This is a genomic window from Acidobacteriota bacterium, assembly GCA_016715115.1.
GTDB lineage: Bacteria > Acidobacteriota > Blastocatellia > Pyrinomonadales > Pyrinomonadaceae > JAFDVJ01.
In genome coordinates this window covers 1,121,912-1,141,285 of the sequence record JADKBM010000016.1, presented here as the reverse complement: position 1 = coordinate 1,141,285, position 19,374 = coordinate 1,121,912, and the positions used below count along the sequence as shown (strand labels likewise).

Annotated in this window: 17 protein-coding genes; 9 read left to right on the top strand and 8 right to left on the bottom strand. The window is 56.2% G+C overall.

Going from position 1 to position 19,374, the window contains the following annotated elements; all coding sequences use genetic code 11:
- Positions 1-14: 14 nt before the first annotated feature.
- The gene (locus tag IPN69_22935) at positions 15-1,340 is read right to left on the bottom strand and encodes a UbiD family decarboxylase (GenBank protein ID MBK8813564.1); all 1,326 of its coding nucleotides are present in this window, start codon (positions 1,338-1,340) and stop codon (positions 15-17) included.
- On the opposite strand from IPN69_22935, the gene IPN69_22930 reads away from it, so the two are divergent.
- Complete coding sequence (locus IPN69_22930) at positions 1,297-1,983, top strand: hypothetical protein (protein ID MBK8813563.1); 687 nt, start codon at positions 1,297-1,299, stop codon at positions 1,981-1,983. The genes IPN69_22935 and IPN69_22930 overlap by 44 nt on opposite strands.
- Here the strand turns inward: IPN69_22930 and IPN69_22925 are convergent.
- The 6 genes from IPN69_22925 to IPN69_22900 all read right to left on the bottom strand — a co-directional run bounded on the left by IPN69_22925 (position 1,937) and on the right by IPN69_22900 (position 8,148).
- Positions 1,937-2,671: an SDR family oxidoreductase gene (locus IPN69_22925; GenBank protein MBK8813562.1), complete on the bottom strand. Its 735-nt coding sequence runs from the start codon at positions 2,669-2,671 to the stop codon at positions 1,937-1,939. The two genes, IPN69_22930 and IPN69_22925, sit on opposite strands and share 47 nt — an antisense overlap.
- 87 nt (positions 2,672-2,758) lie before the next feature.
- Positions 2,759-3,439 carry an iron-containing redox enzyme family protein gene (locus IPN69_22920; GenBank protein ID MBK8813561.1) on the bottom strand — a complete coding sequence of 227 codons (681 nt, stop codon included), beginning with the start codon at positions 3,437-3,439 and terminating at the stop codon, positions 2,759-2,761.
- Between the two features lie 411 nt (positions 3,440-3,850).
- On the bottom strand, positions 3,851-5,224 hold the full coding sequence (locus IPN69_22915; GenBank protein ID MBK8813560.1) for an MmgE/PrpD family protein: 1,374 nt from the start codon (positions 5,222-5,224) through the stop codon (positions 3,851-3,853).
- Positions 5,225-5,360: 136 nt separating this feature from the next.
- Complete coding sequence (locus IPN69_22910) at positions 5,361-6,788, bottom strand: glycoside hydrolase family 125 protein (GenBank protein MBK8813559.1); 1,428 nt, start codon at positions 6,786-6,788, stop codon at positions 5,361-5,363.
- Positions 6,789-6,798: 10 nt separating this feature from the next.
- Positions 6,799-7,368 carry an HDIG domain-containing protein gene (locus tag IPN69_22905; protein MBK8813558.1) on the bottom strand — a complete coding sequence of 190 codons (570 nt, stop codon included), beginning with the start codon at positions 7,366-7,368 and terminating at the stop codon, positions 6,799-6,801.
- Between the two features lie 3 nt (positions 7,369-7,371).
- Complete coding sequence (locus IPN69_22900) at positions 7,372-8,148, bottom strand: citryl-CoA lyase (GenBank protein ID MBK8813557.1); 777 nt, start codon at positions 8,146-8,148, stop codon at positions 7,372-7,374.
- A gap of 169 nt (positions 8,149-8,317) precedes the next feature.
- Between IPN69_22900 and IPN69_22895 the strand changes: the two genes are divergently transcribed.
- The 4 genes from IPN69_22895 to IPN69_22880 all read left to right on the top strand — a co-directional run bounded on the left by IPN69_22895 (position 8,318) and on the right by IPN69_22880 (position 14,543).
- Positions 8,318-11,176 carry a TonB-dependent receptor gene (locus IPN69_22895; protein MBK8813556.1) on the top strand — a complete coding sequence of 953 codons (2,859 nt, stop codon included), beginning with the start codon at positions 8,318-8,320 and terminating at the stop codon, positions 11,174-11,176.
- 95 nt (positions 11,177-11,271) lie between these two features.
- The gene (locus tag IPN69_22890; GenBank protein ID MBK8813555.1) at positions 11,272-12,237 is read left to right on the top strand and encodes a chromophore lyase CpcT/CpeT; all 966 of its coding nucleotides are present in this window, start codon (positions 11,272-11,274) and stop codon (positions 12,235-12,237) included.
- Between the two features lie 5 nt (positions 12,238-12,242).
- Positions 12,243-13,010, top strand: coding sequence for a DUF1838 family protein (locus tag IPN69_22885; GenBank protein MBK8813554.1), 768 nt, complete (start codon positions 12,243-12,245; stop codon positions 13,008-13,010).
- Positions 13,011-13,088: 78 nt separating this feature from the next.
- On the top strand, positions 13,089-14,543 hold the full coding sequence (locus IPN69_22880; GenBank protein ID MBK8813553.1) for an FAD-dependent oxidoreductase: 1,455 nt from the start codon (positions 13,089-13,091) through the stop codon (positions 14,541-14,543).
- A gap of 371 nt (positions 14,544-14,914) precedes the next feature.
- On the opposite strand, the gene IPN69_22875 is transcribed toward IPN69_22880, so the two are convergent.
- Positions 14,915-15,187 carry a hypothetical protein gene (locus tag IPN69_22875; GenBank protein MBK8813552.1) on the bottom strand — a complete coding sequence of 91 codons (273 nt, stop codon included), beginning with the start codon at positions 15,185-15,187 and terminating at the stop codon, positions 14,915-14,917.
- 105 nt (positions 15,188-15,292) lie between these two features.
- Here IPN69_22875 and IPN69_22870 point away from each other — a divergent pair, with 105 nt between their 5' ends.
- From IPN69_22870 to IPN69_22855, 4 genes are all read left to right on the top strand, one after another.
- The gene (locus IPN69_22870) at positions 15,293-17,095 is read left to right on the top strand and encodes a hydantoinase B/oxoprolinase family protein (protein MBK8813551.1); all 1,803 of its coding nucleotides are present in this window, start codon (positions 15,293-15,295) and stop codon (positions 17,093-17,095) included.
- A gap of 61 nt (positions 17,096-17,156) precedes the next feature.
- On the top strand, positions 17,157-18,191 hold the full coding sequence (locus IPN69_22865; GenBank protein ID MBK8813550.1) for an META domain-containing protein: 1,035 nt from the start codon (positions 17,157-17,159) through the stop codon (positions 18,189-18,191).
- Between the two features lie 4 nt (positions 18,192-18,195).
- The gene (locus IPN69_22860) at positions 18,196-18,816 is read left to right on the top strand and encodes an isochorismatase family protein (GenBank protein MBK8813549.1); all 621 of its coding nucleotides are present in this window, start codon (positions 18,196-18,198) and stop codon (positions 18,814-18,816) included.
- Complete coding sequence (locus tag IPN69_22855; protein ID MBK8813548.1) at positions 18,813-19,331, top strand: GNAT family N-acetyltransferase; 519 nt, start codon at positions 18,813-18,815, stop codon at positions 19,329-19,331. The genes IPN69_22860 and IPN69_22855 overlap by 4 nt, the downstream gene beginning before the upstream one ends.
- The last annotated feature ends 43 nt before the right edge of the window (positions 19,332-19,374 follow it).

Here is a 19,374-nt window from a genome sequence, read left to right as displayed (position 1 = left end):
CGAGACGTTGATCATCAGTCGCCGAAAATCAGTTTTCGGACCTTTTCCAATACTTCGGCCGGCACCATATTCGGCGTCGGAGGATTACTTTTCCAAGTGGCGTTGACGCCAATTTTCGATGTCTGACTCACGCCCCCGGTCAGGCTCGGATCAAGTGACGAGCCTTCGAGATCCTGAAAGATGAACGCATCGCGATCCATTTGCGCGCGCGTTGCGATCGCCCACAAGACCTTCTGCTCGTCGAAAATGTCGATATCGTCATTGACGAGAACCACGTGTTTGACACGCCTGAACCTAAGCAACGCCGTAAGCATCGCCTGCGCTGTGTTCTCGGTTATCTCGCCGACGGCGACATAGGCGTGAAACCGGCGCCCCGACACCGGAACGTGGACGCCGCGAACCTGATCCGACAGCTTTTCGGCGATCGAGAAAAGTCTTGCCTCGATCATCATATTGTCAGGAACGAGCGAATCCGGAAGTCCGGACCCGTAGTCGTGGTAGACTGCGCCGCGCCGATGGGTGATCAGTTTAAGTTCGAAGATCGGGCTCAGCGTCGGGCCGCTGGAAAAGCCCGTGTATTCTCCGAATCCGCCTTCGGGTTCAAAGACGTTCGGCGGCACAAATCCTTCGAGAACGATCTCCGCGTCGGCCGGAACCTTGAGTTCGTCGCCGAAAAGCTCGGTCGGAACAAGCCGAACGGGAGCGCCGATCAGTCCGCCGGCCGTCGACCAATGGCTTTCCGGATAATCGAGTTTCGCCTGTGCGCCGATCGAAACGGCCGGATGATGCCCGATCCAAAAGGCGATCGGAGCGGATTCGCCGCGTTTCCAGAACTTCATAATGTTCTTGCGGTTGTGCGACGTTGGGTATGGAAAATAGCCGAAACGGTTCTTCGATCTTACCCAGACGCGTTGGATCGCGGTGTTGTCGATCCCCGTTTCCGGGTCGTACGTCGTCGCGTGGGCGGCGGTCAGATAAGCGCCGGCGTCGGCCGTATGCTGCGTGAAAATCGGGAATTGATCGAGATTGGCATCCTCGCCAGTCAATTTGACTTCCTTGCACGGAGCGTTCCGCGGATCGACCGTGACGGGTTCGATGCAACTCGCGAGTTTCGCGGCGATTTCACGCGCGGCGTTTCGGTGATCGGATATGCCGAGGATCTTAGCGGTCAGCTCACGGCTCGCGGTTAGATTCGTTACCGCTTGAAATCCGGAAATCCCGCCGTTTTCAAGACGCGGATTTTCGGCAAGAATCACTGGAAATTCGTTGCGTTCCCAGAGCAGGTATTGCAGCGCCGTGATTTCGAACTTAACGCTCAAGGGCTCGGAAATCCGTCGCACCGATGATTCGTTAGCTTCAAGGAATGTTCGCAGATCATGCATAGTTTCAGATTCCAGGAATTCCCGGGATTCCAGGGATTCCAGATTCCAGGGGATTCCAGATTCCAGGGATTCCAGATTCCAGGGATTCCAGATTCGAGGGATTCCAGATTCCAGAGGATTCCAGGGATTCCAGATTCCAGGGATTCCAGATTCCAGGGATTCCAGATTCCAGGGATTCCAGATTTCAGGGGATTCCAGATTCCAAGAATTCCAGGAATTCCAGAATTCCAGGGATTCCAGCAATTCCATTCACCAACGGTTCAGAACCCAATCCCAAATTGCAAATCCAAGATCCCAAATATCGCGAATCTGGAACCTGAAATCTGTAACTTGGAATCTGGAATCGCAACGCGAATCTGGAATCGCCATTGCGTGGTTGGTTCGCGCGAAGCGCTCATTGCAACCGGGACGGTTGCGCTTCAATCGCAAATCGCAAATCGCAAATCGCAAATCCCAAATATCGCGAACGCCCCCCCGCCGCCGGCGCCTGGGCCAACGCAATCGCAAATCGCAAATCCCAAATCCCAAATCCCAAATCCCAAATCCCAAATCGGTCAGTGCATTACCAGTCCGCCGCTCAGCGAAACCGTCGCGCCGGTGATGTGTTTGGCCGCGTCCGAAATCATAAAGAAAGCCAGATCGGCGACATCGTCGGCCGTCGCGAGTGCCTTGAGCGGAATCGACTGTCGGAGATCTTCGATTCCATCGGCTCCGAAACGCCCGATCATCTCGGTGTCGACCGGTCCCGGGGCGATGCAGTTCGCGCGGACGCCGAATTCGGCCAATTCCTTTGCCAGATTCTTTGTCAGCGCGATGATGCCCGCTTTTGAACAAGCGTAAGCGGCACCGCTCAACGACGACCCGCCCGTCAATCCGTTGGTTGACGAGAGGTTGACGATCGCGCCGCGCGATTCTATCAGATGCGGGATCGAATGCTTCGAAAACAGAAACGCGCCGGTCAAATTCGTGTCGAGAACCGACGACCAATCGGCCAGACTCGTATCCTGGACACGTCCTGAACCGACGATTCCAGCGTTATTGATCAGTGCGTCGATGCGTCCGAATCTTTCGGCCGTTCGGCTGATGCAGAGAGCAACTTCGTCTTCGTTCGTGACGTCGCCGATGAAGTTAATGAAATTCGGATGATCGAGATTCGCGTTCTTCAAGTCAAAACCGCTCAAGCGGGCGCCCGCGTCGAGTCCGCGTTCGGCCAGGCGGCGTCCGATGCCGCCCGCCGCGCCGGTGACGAGAATGACCTTGTTGTTTAAGTTGATCTCAATTGCTGACATTATCCGGTTCGCCGTTCGGAGTTCCGCCTTCAGGCGACCTCGATCTTATTTTGCGTCGATGCCGCCTGAAGGCGGAACTCCAAACGTTCAAGACTTAACTATCGCATCATACATTCCGGACAGAAACGCCCAACGCAATTGGCCTGACGCGCGGACGGCTCCGATCGCGCGCTGTTTCAGGTCATCGGTGGTTGCGTATCGATCGGCGAGTTCAAGTCCGACGTGCGCATGCTCGATGTCGCCCTCGATATGGACGTGGAAAAATTGCAGCTGGCTGTCGTCAAATCCCATTTGATGAAGCCTCGTCACGTATTTCGGATACAACGTCGGCAATTGTCCTTCGAGTCCGACCATAATTCCGGCCGCGGCTTCCGCCAGCGATCTTTGCGACACAAGTTCCCAGATCCACGAACGCATCGCGCGGGTCGTCGGCAGGATTTCGCCCCGAAACTCGGCGGTTGTCGCATATTCGCGATCGACACCGCAATGCTCGGCAAAATCCAGCAGGAGGTCCGGATGCCGGCCTTTCGGATCTTCTTCGCCAAGGAGGTTCTCAAGCATATGCGTCCGCGCATCCAGATCCGGAAGTCGTGAAAAAAGGATCGCAAACTGCTGTGCGATCGGCTCGATATAATAATAATGCTGGATCGCCCACCGGCCTAGCTGTTCGCGACTCAGGTCGCCGTCGACCCAAGCCTGCGAGAATGGGTGCATCCCGCTGTGCGTCGGCTGCCGCGCCGTTTCGAGTTGTTTTTGAAAATCGCTCATAAAATAAATGGAACTGAGAACTCGGAACTGAGAACTCGGAACTTGGAACTTGGAACTGAGAACTTGGAACTGAGAACTTGGAACTGAGAACTGAGAACTGAGAACTTGGAACTGAGAACTGAGAACTCGGAACTCGGAAGTTAGAACTAATTTTGAATCCAAAAATCGAAGTCCAAAAATCGAAGTCCAAAAATCGAAGTCCAAAAATCGAAGTCCAAAAATCGAAGCCCAAAGATCAAAGCCCAAAGATCAAAGCCCAAAGATCAAAGCCCAAAGATCAAAGTTCTCATCTCTCAGTTCCCAGTTCTCAGCTCTCAGCTCTCAGTTCCCAGTTCTCAGCTCTCAGCTCTCAGTTCTCAGCTCCCAGTTCTCATCTCTCAGTTCCCAGTTCTCAGCTCTCAGCTCTCAGTTCTAAGTTCTCAGCACGATCAAATCCATCAATTCTCCGATCTTACCGATATTCTCGAGCTCGTCAATCGCGTCGTGAAAGTGATCGCATTGCGACTTGTCGAGAATCCCTTCGGCCAACACCTCAAATTTCTGCCTGAGTTCGGCGGTCGAAAGCTGATCGCGCGGATCGCCTTTCGGAAAGGCGCGCTCGGTCGAGAGTTTGTCGCCGTTCTTCAGAGTGATCACCACGCGGCACGGTTGTTCGGCAGGGAATCGATCTTCGAACGCCGGCTCGAGTACGGCCCGGACTTTCGGAACAGTCGCCAGGATCTGCGGATCCGCGAGACTCGCGGGCGAGAAATCACGCGGTGTCAGCGAACGCCGCACGACGGCTGCGGCAATGCAGTAGGGCAGACTGTGATCGGCCGTCTCGCGCGAATCGATAATATACTTTTTCTCGTCTGCGAGGATTTCCGCCGCTCGTTTCAGAGTTGCAATCTCAATGGTTTCAATGCTTTCCGGCGCGAGATCGTGACCCACGACGAGGTCAAGCACGGCCGAGATCGGCGCGTGCGTCAACGCCTCCGACGGAAACGGCTTGATCGAACAATCGACGATCTTGAACGACGAGCCGAGTCCGTCGGTCAGGACCTCGGGCTTCCACTGGTCGCCGATCGCGTCGAACAATCCCTCTCGTCCTTCGAAGACCGGCGCCGGGCCTTTGAATCCCCGACCGGCGATGAGCGCCGCGAAAACGCCGCTCTCGGTGGCCATCGGATCGACCGTGTTCTTCATCATCGTCAGCGTTCCGGCGGTTACCGACCCGAGCGTGACGTTGTGCGAGCCCGAAATTCCGACCGCGTTGACGATCTGATCGGCGTTCATTCCGAGCATTTTTCCGGCGACGACCGGTGAGACGAACGCCGTGAGCGTCGCGTGGTGCAGTCCGAGTTCGCGGATTCCGGGATAGGCGGCCTCCATCAGGCGCATTTCGAGTTCGTAAGCGATGACGGTCGCCGTGATCAGGTCCTTACCGCTGCGTCCCTCACGCTCCCCGACGCAGAACGCCGCCGGCAGAAGGTCGGACGGATGTGACGGATCTTGTTTCCAGTAAACGTCGTTGTAATCGAGCGCGCGTATCGCGAGACCGTTGATCAGACTCGCGCTGCGCACATCGGTTCTCAGGTTCGAACCAATGACCGCACACTCGGGACGTCCGCCGATCTCCCTGAAAACACTCTCGAGGATTTGAAAATCATCCGTCTTTGAGCCGCCGAGCGCGCAGCCGAAACTGTCGTAGAGAAACATTTTCGCGGCCGCGACCGCTTCCGGAGAAAGATCGTCGTATGAAAGGTTGACGGCGTATTCCGCCCATTGTTGGGAAATTGTCTTCATTGCTAACCGTTTGCTGTCCGCGAATCGCGCGAAGCCGCGCCGGGAATCTCAGTTTCGATGCCGGAATCGGCTTTGATCCTCTGTCGCAGGATCCATTTTAATACCGCCGGCCAACGAGGCGATTCGCACGCGAAATCTATTTCAGAAGGTGCGGGCGATTGGCGGCGAGATTGACGATCAATTCGCCGAAAAGCGTGTTCGCCCAAGCGAACCACGAGCGCGAAAACTTCGACGCGTCGTCTTTGTCGAAACTCTCGTGGATGAATCCGGTTCCGGCCGTCGTCGATGTCAGCATTTGCAGGCATTTTGCGATCTCGACATCGGAATCCGACGTTTTCGCCCGAAGAATGATCCCCATCGGCCAGATCCCGTTGCGACCCGTGTGCGGACTCGCTTGTCCTTCGGCCGCTCGGCCCCGAAGAAAATAGGGATTCCTGTCACTCAACAGAAAACGCCGCGTCGCGCGGTAAATCGGATCGTCGCGCCTCACCGCGCCGAGATATGCGAGCGACATAAGGCTCGGGACGTTGGCGTCGTCCATAAACAGACGATTGCCGAAACCGTCGATCTCGTAGGCATAGATCGGTCCGAAATCTTCGTGCGGCGCGATCGCGAACTTCTTGACGGCGAACTCGATCTCCGAAGCGAGCGCGACGCATTTTCCGGCGAAATCGGCATCGTTCAAACGCTTGCCGAAGATCTCGGCCAGTTGCCGCATCGACTGCGCGGCGAAGATATTCGACGGTATCAGGAACGGCAGGATCGTCGCGTCGTCCGACGGGCGAAACATCGAGGCGATCAAGCCGACCGGTTTCACGGGGTTTCCTTTTCCGCCGTGCGGCGGCGCGTCGGTCATCACATCCGTTCGACGCAAGAAATAATACGGCGAATTTCCGTCTTTGCGCTGCTCGGTCACAAACGTCGCATAGATCAACTTCATCGCCTTTGCCCAGTCGGCGTCGAATGGCGAGACATCGCCTGTCTCCTTAAAGTAAGCGTAGCCCAGGCGGACGACGTAACAAAGCGAGTCAATTTCCCATTTGCGTTCGTGAACCCCCGGGATCGGTGTCGGCTTGTCGCCTTGCCACATCGTCGGCTGATTCGGATCTTTGTAGAACGCGTTCGCATACGGATCAAGGAGGACGAACTTCGCGTGCCTGTTGATGACGCCCTCGATCAACTTCTTGAGTTTCAAGTCCGATCTCATCAGCGGCAGATAGGGGAAAACCTGCGCCGATGAATCTCGCAGCCACATCGCGTCGATGTCGCCGGTGATGACGTAAGTATCGGGCTTGCCGTCGATCTCCTCATAGTCGACCGTCGTATCGAGCGTGTTCGGATAACAGATCTCGAACATATGCCGCAGATTCGGATCGGCGATCAGTTTTGAAACCGATGCGATCTGTCTCTCGACGGCGTCGGAAATGAATTTTCGGTCGCCGCTGGCCGGCCGTCGGCCGCTAAAGCCAATACTGGGGTTTTGCGCAAAGACATATGACGGCCGGCCGAGACCGGTCGCCAGGATGCCGATTCCACTCGCTTTGCAAAACTCGCGACGGTTCATATAACCGCAATCAAAACGGACGTTTCTTGCTGACAAGATCGAAATCGATGAAATCCGCGTGATGGAAGATGACCGACTCATTGGATCGGATCATCATTTCGCCTTCCTTCGAATGGGTCGCGATGACGTGCTGAACTTCGGGCGGAATGCCGCGTGCGTGGCTCATCGCAACGCCGGTGAACGGATGTCGCAGATGCTGTCCGCGGCCGGCCTTGGTTATTTGCCCGTCCTTTTCTTCGTATTCTATTAGTTTTCCGACATCGGCGAGCATTGCGCCCGCGATCAGCGTGTCGTAATTGATTGCCGACCGGTCGCCGTACGCCTCTTTCAGGACGTCGGCGACGGCGATGCACATCTTGCAGACCGTCCGAACGTGTTCGATGAAAGTGATGTTGCAGTCCGCGACGTGGACCGAAAACGGCATCCGCAGGATCTGTTCGATCGTCCAACCGCCTTCGCGGATCGCGTCTTCCCAAACTTGCGCGGTGTTCTCGCGCAGCTCCGGATCGCTGATCAAATTGATCTCCGGAAGCAATTCGATGATTATCTCTTTCGTCGTTTTATCTGGTTCTGGTGTCATAATTCACTCAATTTCGCGCTCCGCCGCACCGTCATATTCGTAATCATCAACGGCGACCGTTCGCATCGGCGCGTTCCGTTCCTGCTCCTCGACCGCGTGGGCGACGAGGCCGGGAACGCGCGCGATCATAAAAATACCATTTGCGGCTTTCGGCGGAAACTTGAGTTCGTGCAGAAGCGCGCCGATCGCGCCGTCGGCGTTGATCGGGAGATTCCGGCCGGCCGATTCGGTCAGCGCGCGTTCAAGTTCGCGGGCCTGCGCAACGAAACTTCCGGCGAGCCCCAACTCCTCCGCCAGTGCGAACATCCTGACCGTTCGCGGATCAGCCGCGTGAAACCTGTGCCCGAAACCCGAGATCCGCCGGCCGTCGGATCTGTAGGCGGCAACTGTTTTTTTGGCGGCCTCAGCCGCCGAGATCGATTCCCTCGACTGAAGTTCGACCGCATCGGAGATCGCTGCCATCGCATCTTCGACCGCGCCGCCGTGGTATTTGTTGATCGCCAGAATTCCGGCGGCGACCGAGGCGTTGAGCTCGGCGCCTGTGTTGGCGACGGTCACGGCCGCGATGGTCGACGGCGGTCTGACCCCGTGATCGATGACCGAAACAAGTACCGCCTCGAACAATCGCGCCTCGTTTTTGGTCGGTCGATCGCCGCGAAGTATCAAAAAGATCGCCTCGCCGAACGAGACGTTCCCGATCAATTCCTGAATCGGAAAACCGCGAACACTGATGCGTTCGGCTTCGACCCACGAGACTGCTGTCCGGCGTTTTTCAGGCATTCAATTTTTCGTATCAATTAATTGACAAAAATTTGTTCTTAATCTATAACAAGTAAATCGTCCGTAACAACAATTAAAATGCCAAATATCCCATTAATAGTCAAAACGTCGGATCGGAAAATTTGTCCGATATTTAGCACAAATGGTGGGATTGCAAAAGGAGCAGAATATGTCCGGTAAAACCAGTATGAGAGTTTTCTTTGTCATTTCGATCATCGTCGTGTGCTTTGGATCGGTGCTTGCGCAGCAACCTGCCGGTATCAGTGGAACGATCCGCGACCAAAACAGCGCGAGCATCCCCGGCGCGACCGTGAGTCTGGTTAACGTTGGTTCGGGCCAGCGAACGACGATGGTCACGGATTCGGCGGGCAAGTACGAGTTCCCCGGTTTGCGTCCCGGAACGTACCGGCTCACCGCGACCGGCGATGGATTTGGCGAGGAAAGCGAGACGGTCGTCTTTGAGGCCGCGTCGCAGACCCACGACTTCACGCTTGCTCCGGGCGCGATCCGCGACGTTGTTACGGTCACCGCGGGAAAAGGCACCGAGCGGCTCGCGATCGAAACGCCGCAAACCGTGACCGTCGCGACGGCCGATCAGATCGAACAGCGTGTGCCGCGTTCGACATTCGAAACGATCGAGCGCGCGCCGAATCTGACGTCGATTGAAACCAATCCGGCCCGCGAGCGGCCTCGTCTGCGCGGACTCTCATCGACCCGGCTGCTCATCGTGATCGACGGCGAAAAACTAAACAACGCCCGTGCGGATCCAGGAGCGAGCGGCGCGCCGATGGCGATCATCGATCCGTCACAGCTCGAATCGGTTGAGGTTCTCGCGGGCTCGGGATCGAGCCTCTATGGTTCGGACTCGGTCGCCGGAACGATCAACCTGATCACGAAGCGTCCGACGCGTCCCGAACAGGGAATGACCATCGGCCTTCGTCTTGACGGCAATTACATCAGCAACGGAGCCATTCGCCGCGGAAATTTGACGCTCAACATCGCCAACAAGTTCGTCGCCTTTCGCGCCAGCGGCAATCTTTACCGGCTAAATAACTACAAGATGGGGAACGGAGAGCTGACGCTCACGCAAAACGTCGCGTACGGCAACTTCTTCCGGCAATTCCCGACCAACGCGGCCGGGACGACCTTTCAGTCGGCAGCGAGTTATCCGATCTTTGCCTTGCCGAAAAACGCCGAGATCCTGAACGGTCAGGGCAGCGGCGGAGGCAAGCAGTTCGACGTCTGGTTCTTCCCGACCGAAAAACACAACTTCCGCGCACGCTATTTGAATCGTGAAGAGGGCAACAACGGGAACGCATTCTCGGGACCGCCGTATGAAGTCCAGGAACGCTATTCGCAATACCGGACGTTCGACAAATTCGGCATTCGCTACGAGGGCTTCGAGTTATCGAAGTACATCCCGCGCGTTTCGGTGAATTACTTCCATCAGAAGATCTCGTTCCCGCAAAATCAATACACCTATACAAACATCGCCGGCGCGGCCGGAAGTTATTTGAACGCGACGACGTTCACCGGCCTGCCCTCGATCTTCGGTGCCGGCGCGCTGCCCTCCGGAACGCTTTCCGGAGCTTCGTTCACCGATAACCGCAACACGATCACGACGCAAGGGCTCGATTTTCAGGCCGGTCTTCTTCCGTTCCGCGGACTGCTCGTGACCGTCGGCGGCGGCCGCACACGTGACGATTCGCGAGATTATTTCTATACGACTCCGTTCGCGGGGTTTGGGACGCAACGGGTGTTTACCGGGACGCCGACGATCGGCGCGAGTTCGCCGATCTCGAAATATATCGATAACGACTTCTATGCTCAAGGCGAGTTCGACCGGATCAAGTGGGTTCGCGTCACCGCCGGCGTTCGATTTGACAACTGGGTGACGACGGCGCTGCCCGGCGGCGGATTTCCGCTGAGCACGGAGTTCGCGGCCCTCAATGCCGCGACGCCGGGACTGACGGCGAATCCGGGTGCGCTCGGCTCACTCGTCGCGGCGCTTCCGCAGTTGACCCAACTTGCGGCGGGCACCGGTTCCGTCGGTTCCAACCGCAATTCTCGGACCTACAACTTTGGGATCGTCGGACGACTTCCGTGGGGCATTAACCCGTATTTCCGCTGGGCCGACAGCTATCGCGAACCGGGAATCACCGAACGTTACCTGATCCGCAACTTCTCGCCTGGTTCGTTCTTTGCGTCGCTCGTTGTCGGGAATCCGAATCTGGCCCCCGAAAAAGGCAAGAACTATGACGTCGGCGTGAAAATACAGCAGAAGTACTTCAACTTCTCGCTTGGTTATTTCCAGAACAAATTGACCAACTTTTTGGCGTTCGCGCCGGCGCAGAACTACTGCGTGGCGCCCGTGCCGGGTCTTCCGGGAAGCCCGGGAGCGGTCGGATTCGGATGTGCTTCCGGACAGGCGGTCGTCGGCATCAATGCGCGCATCAACTTCGGTTCGGGCGTCATCAAGGGATGGGAATCGACCGGCGAGGCAAGTATTCCGCTGGGCAAACTCGGAAGTTTGAATCCCTTCTATTCGCTCGGCGCGCTGTATGGCCGCAACAACAATCCGACGACGATTCAAATTGCACAGATCAACGCGATCTACAACCGTCAGGATACGCTGATCCCTTTGTCGGGTTCGGCGGCCGATTTCCCGTTCGCGGGAATAACGCCTTTCCGAATGTTGGGCGGAATCCAGTATCTCGACCGCTCGGGCCGGTTCTTCAGCGAGTATACCTGGCGCCATCAGAATCGCGTGAAGCGCGCAGATCCGGGGCAGTTTGTCGGAACGACGCTCATCAATTACGGTTCGTTCGCCAGTATGAACGAGTTCGACAAGCACGCCATCAAGGCGGGCTATTCGTGGCGAAACACCCAGTACAAGTTCACCGTTAACGGCGGCGTCGACAATCTGACGGACAAGCTTTACTGGGAGCATTTCAATACCGCGCCGGCTCCGGGACGCAGTTTCGTCTTCGGATTTACGGTTGAGGTTTTCAACTTCCTGAAGAAGTAGGATCATTTGAAAGCCGGCATCGGGGGGTACCGGTATTCGACGACGGGAAGGGTTTTGTTTCAAGACTCTTCCCTTCTTTTTTTCGAGGTACGATTATGAAACGGGTATTTTCGATCTTGATGCTCATTGTTCTTTCGACCGCGGCGTCGGCCAAAGGGAAACTCGAAAACGACTTCAAGCTCTTTCTGACCTGGTTCGAGGGACGGTTCGACAATTACGCGCAGACAGTTGAAAACAAGGAAACGAAGGCCGAGTTTCCCCACGAATGGATCCATTCGATCTTCAAGCGTGTCGAGCTTCCGCAAATCGGCCCCGACGTCTTCTACGTTCAGCAGTATATGGACGGTAACGAGGCGAACATATACCGGCAGCGCCTCTATGTTTATTCGCTCAACAAAGCTGAAAAGGCGATCGAACTCAAGATCTACACCTTCGCAGACGAAAAATCGGTTCTCAACGCGCATCTCGACCCGTCGAAGCTCGCCGGCTTGACGTACGAAAAGCTCGATTCACCGAAAGGCTGCGAGGTTTATTGGAAGCTGAACGCGGCGCGGGACAAATTCGAAGGCTCGATGAAGCCCGATGCGTGCCGGGTTGTCAGCAAACGAAGCGGCAAGACGCTGATCATCTCCGATGACCTGTTTTTGACCAAGGACGAGATCTGGATCCGCGACCGGGCGAAGGATGATCAGGGAAACTACGTGTTCGGGAACCGCTCGAACGTTCACCACAAACTAAAACGGGCCCATTTGTTTGAAGGCTGGACCGCCGTTCTGAAGGACGGTTCGACCGATATCCGGGGCGAGGACGCGCCCGCCGACGCGTGGGCCGGGCAGCGTGATCTCCTGACGCACGATCAGGGCGGATTGGTCAGGATCAACGACCGTTTTTCGGCGCAGCTCGCGCAGTTGACATACAAGAACGGAACGCGCGTCCTGAAACTCGGCATCGTCGACAACGCAACCGGGAAGACCATCGCATATACTTGGGCAAATCACGACGCGAAACGGATCGGCATCAATTTGCGCTGGATTCAGGCCGGTTTCACGTCGAAGGAGTGAAAGTAATGAAACATTTGGCGATATTGGCGATGATCTACGCCGCGGCCACGTTCACGGTTGCCGGACAAGCGTTTTCGTCGCGTGATTTCGAGAATTTTACCGCGATGCGGATCGGAAACGGTCCGGCGGTTTACTGGTATTGCGTCGGCGAAGTTTACGAGTATCCTTCCGGAAAACTCGTCGCGAAGGTCGAGGGAATCGATACCGCGCGGCTTTTGACGACAGATTCGACTCCGCTGCGCAAACTTCAGCTTTCGCGCAAGATCTTCTTCTACAGGGATCCCAAAACGAACGAGATAATGCGCGAGTCGAACGGGATGAAGGTTGAGCCGATCGCCTATCCGTATCAGAAGATCACTTATGAATTGATCGACGGAAAGGTCAAGGCGACGGTCGTTCAGGGCAAGCAGCCGCGGATCCAAACGATCGAATCGGCCGGCGAGTTCTACGTTCGCCGGCTTGGCGGCAACACGATCTTTTCGACGCCTCTGTTTCTGAATTTTCCGGGCTACAAAGCGTACGAGAACTATGACTTTTTCTATGCGCCGGCGGCACGTTCCGCAAGTTCGAGATATCAGCTTACCTGGAACCGCAGAGGCAGTCTGCCGGCGTTCTTCGGCGGCGGCGACAGTGTTTTCCAACTCGTCTCTTACCGTGTCGATGACTATCGCAAATTGCCGAAATCGATGCGCGACGCGCTCGAATCCAACGGGCGCCTTTGGATGAATCCGCCGAAAGATCTTAAGGAAATCGAAGAACTTCAAAAAAGTTAGGCAGAATTGTGAGAATTGTCACGGTTTGAGAATGGAAACCGGGTTACGATTCAAGTGTTCACGGAGGTGCACACACCCATGAAGATCAACAGAAGAGAATTCCTGGCGGGAGCAGGCGCGGTTATTGTTGCGTCGTCAGTTCCGTCATTCGCGCAAAACGGCAAGCGCGTGCTTGTTCTCGGAGCCGGACTTTCCGGGTTGTCGGCGGCGTACGAACTCGCGCAGAGAGGTTATAGCGTGACGGTTATCGAGGGTCGCGACCGGATCGGAGGACGAATCAAGACGCTTCGCGAGCCGTTTCGCGATCGGCAATATGTCGAGCTCGGGGGCGAACTCGTCGGGGACGGTTACAAACGGATGTTCAACTACATCAAGACGCTCGAAGTCCCTTACCAGGAAGTTCCGGAGCGGTTCGAAACGAGCGGAAGTGTGTCGACATTGCAGTGGGGAACGGGCACGACGGCGATCTTGAAAGGCAAACTTTACCCGGTCGGCTCGGTGTTGAAACCGCATCCTTACGGTCTCAAAGACGACGAGGCGAGAGGGTTGCCGCCGATGCTGTTTTCGATGCATTTGAGGGCGATGGCACAGGAAGTCGCGAGCGATCCGCAAAAGATCTTCGAATATGACCGAATGTCGCTCGCCGACGCGTTCCGAAAACGAGGTGCCTCGGAAGCGGCGATCCGACTGATGAACATTTCGCTGAACTACAATTCGATCGAAACCGTTTCGGCCGGCGGTGCGCTTTTCGACTCACGGCGGCGGATCACGGCCGGCACGCGTGCGCTCAGGATCATCGGCGGCAACGACAGGATGACGAAGGCATTGCACGAAAACGGCGTTTCTTCGGGCGTGAAGTTCATCCTCAACGCGCGCGTCAGGCAGATCAAACATTCCAGCGCCGGCGTCTCGGTGACGTTCGCCGATAAGTCCGGCAAGCTTCAAACCCTGAGTGCCGAGAAGGCCGTCTGCACGATCCCGTTCTCGGTGCTTGATCGGGTCGCGTTCTCACCGGCGCTGCCGGCAGCGAAGGCGAAGGCGATTCGCGAACTCCCTTACACGCACATCACGAAGGTCTATATGCAAGCAAAGCGGTTCGAATGGGATCGCCGGTCGATCGGAACGAGCGTTTGGACCGACACGCCGCTCGAACGCATCTTCGAAATGGCCGGCGCTCGCGGCGACGAACGCGGCATATTTACGGTCTGGGTAGACGGCGACGGAGCGCGAAACGCCGAACGGCTCGGCGACGCCGCGCGGCAGGTCTGGGCGCGGACGAACTTTGAACGGATAATGCCGTTTATGAAAGGCAAGTTTGAGCGTACGGCGACCAAATCTTGGACCAACGACGAATTCGTCCGCGGATCATATTCACATTTGACGGTCGGCCAATTGGCGGGCCTCAAGCCCGACGTTAAGACTGCCGTCGGCAACATTCATTTCGCCGGCGAACACACGGCGGAGGTTTCGCCCGGAATGGAAGGCGCGCTCGAATCAGCCGAAAGGGTCGTCAGGGAGATCTTGGGGGCGTGAAATTTGCGATTTGCGATTGCCGATTTGCGATTGGGGAGCTGAAGAACTTGCTTTGCTCGTAAAGCGTGCGAAAGCGTCAAGTGGAACGCGGGGTCGAGTGCGCCGATTTCCAACTTATGCGTAACCCACATAACTCCATGATCTTGGAGCCTGTCGGAAAAAGCCGCTTGAGAACTGAATTTGCTTCTTCAAGCGTGCGGAGCACGCGAGCTTGCAATAGCTCCAAATGAAGCGGAGCGGAACCCAAGTGGCTCGTCGCGCCGAGTTCTCAAGCGTGTGTAACACGCGTAACTCTAGCGGATGCAATAGGTCAGCGTATTTCACACGCTCGTTTGAATTGTTCGAGGTTGACAGCTGGGTTCATCTTCGCTTCACGTGGTGCCATCGTGCGTGCGTGTGCTCCGCAGACTCCATCGATCCTTCCGACAGACTCCTTGGATCTCAGAATCTCGGAATCCCGGAATCCTGGAGTGCCGGAATCCTGGAATCCTGGAATCTGGAATATCTGGAATCTGGAATCCTGGAATCTGGAATATCTGGAATCTGGAATCTGGAATCCTGGAATCCTGGAATCTGGAATCTGGAATCCTGGAATCCCGGAATCTCGGAATCTTGAATAATCTGACCCTTTGATCCTCATTCATTCCCCGAATCCCAACCGTTTTTTCGTGCAAAACTGGTTCATTTCGTTGAAATCCCGCCGCGTTTTGTTATAGACTTATGACAAATTCAACTTCCGAGGTCAAAGTATGGACAAAATTACGCTGGATATCCTTGAGAACGCGCTTCGCAATGCGCGCGAGGAGATGGACTCGGTACTGTTCCGATCGGCGATGTCGCCTGTCATCCGCGAACAGCACGATGGCTTTCCGATGATCTGTCATCCCGACGGAAGGATGGTCGTCGGGCAGTTCGGATCCTACATTCACGGCTTTTTGTCCAATTGGAAACGCGGCGTCAATGAAGGCGACGTTTTTCTCGTCAGCGACCCCTACAGTTGCGGCGGCGCGATCTCGCACATCAACGACTGGATGGTGCTGATGCCGATCTTTTTCGAAGGCGAACTCGTCGGCTGGGGATCGCAATTCGGCCACACGGTCGATATGGGCGGCCCGGTTTCCGGGAGTTTGCCGACCGACGCCGATACGATCTTCGGCGAGGGCACGCGCATTCCGCCCGTGAAATTGTTTGACGGCGGGAAGCTCAACGAAGATCTGCTCGATATGATCCTTGCGAATTCGCGTGTCCCGACGATGAACTACTTTGATCTGATGGCGATCGTCGCCGCCTGCCGCACGGCCGACAAGCGCGTCCGTGAAATGTGCGAACGGTTCGGCAAGGACGAATACATCAAGGGCCTCGATCTGCTTCTGGAAAGAACGCACGAAGCGATGAAGCAGCTGATCGTGATGTGTCTGCCGGAAACGCCGCTCGAATTCGAAGATTACATTGACGACGACGGCCGCGGAAACGGGCCGTACAAAATGAAGCTGACGATCTATCGCAAGGGGCACGAGGCTTATTTCGACTGGACGGGAACCGACCCGCAAGCGCCGGGGCCGATCAACTTTTATCTCAACGAAGAGATGTTCAAGATGTTCATCGGCGTCTATCTGATTATGGTCTTCGACCCGCAGATTCTGTTCAACGACGGATTTTATCCGCTTCTGCACGTGACAATCCCCGAAAAATCGCTGCTGAATCCGGAATTCCCGGCCGCGCTCGGTTGCCGGACCCACGCGCTGACGCGGCTTTTCGATGTTCTCGGCGGGGCCCTCGGAAAGGGCGCGCCCGAGCTTTCGACCGCCGCCGGTTACGGGACTTCTCCGTATATGCTTTACAACGGTCACGACGAGAACGGCGACTTTTTCCACCTGATGGAGATCACGTACGGCGGCATTCCGGGACGACCGATCGGCGACGGAATGGACGCTCACTCGTGGTGGCCGCTTTTTGAAAACATTCCGACCGAGTATCTCGAAAGTTACTATCCGATCACGGTGCTTGAATACGGAAGTTTGATGGACACAGGCGGCGCCGGATTTCATCGCGGCGGAAACGCGGTTCACAAAGTTTACCGCTACGAGGCCGATGGCGAGATCGCGATCCACGACGACCGTGAGCGTTCGAAGCCGTGGGGAATTATGGGCGGACTGCCGGGATCGATGTCGACCAAGGAATTGATCCGCACCGACGGGACGCGCGAGATGCTGCCGTCGAAGATCTCGCGGATCCCGGTGAAAAAAGGCGACATGCTTGTTTATCGCACGGCCGGTGGCGGCGGTTGGAAGGACCCGTTCGATCGTCCGGCGGAAAAAGTCCAAAAAGACGTCCGCAACGGACTCGTTTCCGCCTCCAAAGCGAAAAGCGATTACGGCGTTGTGCTCAACGCCGATCTTTCGATCGACTCGGCCGCGACCGAAGCGCTCCGTGTTGAACTTCGCGACCAACGCGGCGAGTTTCCGCTGTTTTCGATCGGCGACGTTCCGGACGCGATCGGCGTGGTCGCGGGCTGGAACGGCGACGGTTGGGCGCACGCTAAGTCGGCCTGAGACCTGCAATCTTTACGCAGGCGCAGCGGTGATGTATCGTTCTGATATTGGGGTGGTTTCTATGAAGAACAATACTTTTGCCGCTTTTCTTTTGATACTGGTGTTTTCGGTCGGCATCGCGCTCGGACAGGAGCGAACGATGACCGTAACGATCGCCGATGGAAAAATCGCCTGCCCGAGCGATGAGACCAAGCAGTGTTTGTTTTATCGCCAGGCCGATTCGTCGCAATGGTTCATCGTTACCGGAAATGTTAGGGGATTTAAGTTCCGCGAAGGTTTTACGCAGACCATCCGCGTCAAGTACACGCCAAAAATGCAGGCGACGAACGAACCGGGATCGCTCGATTGGGTGTTGTTCAAGACGCTGAGCAGCAAGAAGACCGCCGGCAAGACGATCGCCGAAGCATTTGCGCAGTTCGAAAGCAGAAAACCGCCGGTCCTCGCCGGACGCAACTGGACGCTCGTGTCGATCGACGGTACCGCGGTCGAAACACCTGATTTGACGCTCCGGTTCGACGGGACTTCGAACCGATTTGGCGTCAGGGTCTGCAATCAGATCGGCGGACGCTACGAACAGGACGGCGCGAAACTGAAGCTGACTTCAATGGTTTCGACCCAGATGGCTTGCCGTGAGCCGCTAGATTCGACCGAGCGTCGGTTTCAGGCGGCGCTCGCAAAGGTCGATTCGGTAAAGACGTCCGGCGAAAAACTCCTGATGCTCGGCGGCGCGGCAACGGTTCTCGAATTCGTCGAGCGCTTGGCGCTCGAAGACATCCGTTGGGGCGTCACCGAGATCGGCGGGAAAAAGGTCGTAACATCCGGCGACGTGCCGTACATACAGCTGACGAAGTCCGCGCTCAGCGGCTTTTCAGGCTGCAATCAGCTATTCGGAAAATACACGCTGAACGGTTCGACATTGAAATTCACCGAACTTGCGATGACCAAAATGGCGTGCACCGAGGACGGCCTGATGGAGATCGAGTTCGGTATGTTCAACGCGCTTGAGAAAGCGGATCGATTTGAGATCAAGAACGGCGTTTTCACCTTATTCGCCGGTTCGCGGGCGCTGATGAGACTGAACGCTCTCTCGAACTAGAACTATGAGCGACAAGGAAATGTACGCGCAGCGCGGGTTTTCGAGCCGGGTCGGATTCGGTTCGAAGCCCGCGCTTTTGATAATCGATTTTATAAAGGGATTCACGGACACGGAATGCCCTTTGGGATCCGATCTCGACACGGAAGTTGAAGCGACGGCGCGGCTTCTCGAGGCCTTTCGGGCGAAGTCTCTGCCCGTTCATTACACGACCACCGGTTATGACGAAGCGATGGTTTCAGCCGGCGTTTTCGTCAAAAAGGTTCCGAGTCTCGCACAGCTGAGAATCGGTTCGAAATGGATCGAGATCGACGATCGACTCGGTCCGCGGATCGGTGAGGTCGTTTGGACAAAACAATATGCATCCGCGTTTTTCGGCACCGCGCTTGCAGCGGCGATGACGGCGCAAAAAGTCGATACGCTGATAGTTGCGGGCTGCACGACGTCGGGATGCGTGCGCGCTTCGGCGGTCGATTCGTGCCAGCACGGTTTCCGGACAAACGTCGTCCGCGAGTGCGTCGGTGACCGCTCGCTCGCCGCTCATGAGGCGAATCTCAACGATCTCGACGCGAAGTACGCAGACGTCGTCAATTTGGACGAAGTTTTGGAATACGTTCAAGGCCTATGAGCGAACTGATCATCCGCAAGGCCAACGCGCGCGACGTAAGACTGATCTCGGCGCTTTCGATCACGACCTGTTACGAGGCGTATTTCGAATTCGATCCGCCCCACGATCTGGCCGATTATTGCTTTAATTTCTTGAGTCCGGAGGCGACCGAAACGGAGTTCAACGATCCGAGTTCAACCTTTTTGATCGCCGAGTTGGGAGGCAACGCCGTCGGGTTTATCAAACTCCGGGAGAATAAGGTCGTCGAGTGTCTCAAGGGTCGCAACGCAATCGAAGTTCAACGGATCTATGTTCTCGAAAAGCTCAAGGGTCGGAAGATAGGTCAGCGCCTGATCGAGGCCGGCTCCGCAATAGGTCGCGAAAAGGGTTACGAAGTTCTCTGGCTCGGAGTCTGGGACAAAAACGTCGCGGCGCAAAAGTTCTACGAACGGATCGGGATGACGAACATCGGCACGACGGATTTCACGGACGGGAAGTCCGATTTTGTGAATTTCGTTTACGCACGGGAGCTTTGACGATCGCTTTGCGCCAGATGCCACGTTGGCTTGAACAAAAACA

Bases quoted from the DNA above. Each gene is read 5' to 3' on its own strand.
- IPN69_22890 (MBK8813555.1), top strand. From the start codon at position 11,272: ATGAAACGGGTATTTTCGATCTTGATGCTCATTGTTCTTTCGACCGCG.
- IPN69_22870 (MBK8813551.1), top strand. From the start codon at position 15,293: ATGGACAAAATTACGCTGGATATCCTTGAGAACGCGCTTCGCAATGCG.
- IPN69_22920 (MBK8813561.1), bottom strand. From the start codon at position 3,439: ATGAGCGATTTTCAAAAACAACTCGAAACGGCGCGGCAGCCGACGCAC.
- IPN69_22925 (MBK8813562.1), bottom strand. From the start codon at position 2,671: ATGTCAGCAATTGAGATCAACTTAAACAACAAGGTCATTCTCGTCACC.
- IPN69_22900 (MBK8813557.1), bottom strand. From the start codon at position 8,148: ATGCCTGAAAAACGCCGGACAGCAGTCTCGTGGGTCGAAGCCGAACGC.
- IPN69_22860 (MBK8813549.1), top strand. From the start codon at position 18,196: ATGAGCGACAAGGAAATGTACGCGCAGCGCGGGTTTTCGAGCCGGGTC.
- IPN69_22880 (MBK8813553.1), top strand. From the start codon at position 13,089: ATGAAGATCAACAGAAGAGAATTCCTGGCGGGAGCAGGCGCGGTTATT.
- IPN69_22855 (MBK8813548.1), top strand. From the start codon at position 18,813: ATGAGCGAACTGATCATCCGCAAGGCCAACGCGCGCGACGTAAGACTG.
- IPN69_22875 (MBK8813552.1), bottom strand. From the start codon at position 15,187: ATGAATGAGGATCAAAGGGTCAGATTATTCAAGATTCCGAGATTCCGG.
- IPN69_22895 (MBK8813556.1), top strand. From the start codon at position 8,318: ATGTCCGGTAAAACCAGTATGAGAGTTTTCTTTGTCATTTCGATCATC.
- IPN69_22905 (MBK8813558.1), bottom strand. From the start codon at position 7,368: ATGACACCAGAACCAGATAAAACGACGAAAGAGATAATCATCGAATTG.
- IPN69_22910 (MBK8813559.1), bottom strand. From the start codon at position 6,788: ATGAACCGTCGCGAGTTTTGCAAAGCGAGTGGAATCGGCATCCTGGCG.
- IPN69_22885 (MBK8813554.1), top strand. From the start codon at position 12,243: ATGAAACATTTGGCGATATTGGCGATGATCTACGCCGCGGCCACGTTC.
- IPN69_22865 (MBK8813550.1), top strand. From the start codon at position 17,157: ATGAAGAACAATACTTTTGCCGCTTTTCTTTTGATACTGGTGTTTTCG.
- IPN69_22915 (MBK8813560.1), bottom strand. From the start codon at position 5,224: ATGAAGACAATTTCCCAACAATGGGCGGAATACGCCGTCAACCTTTCA.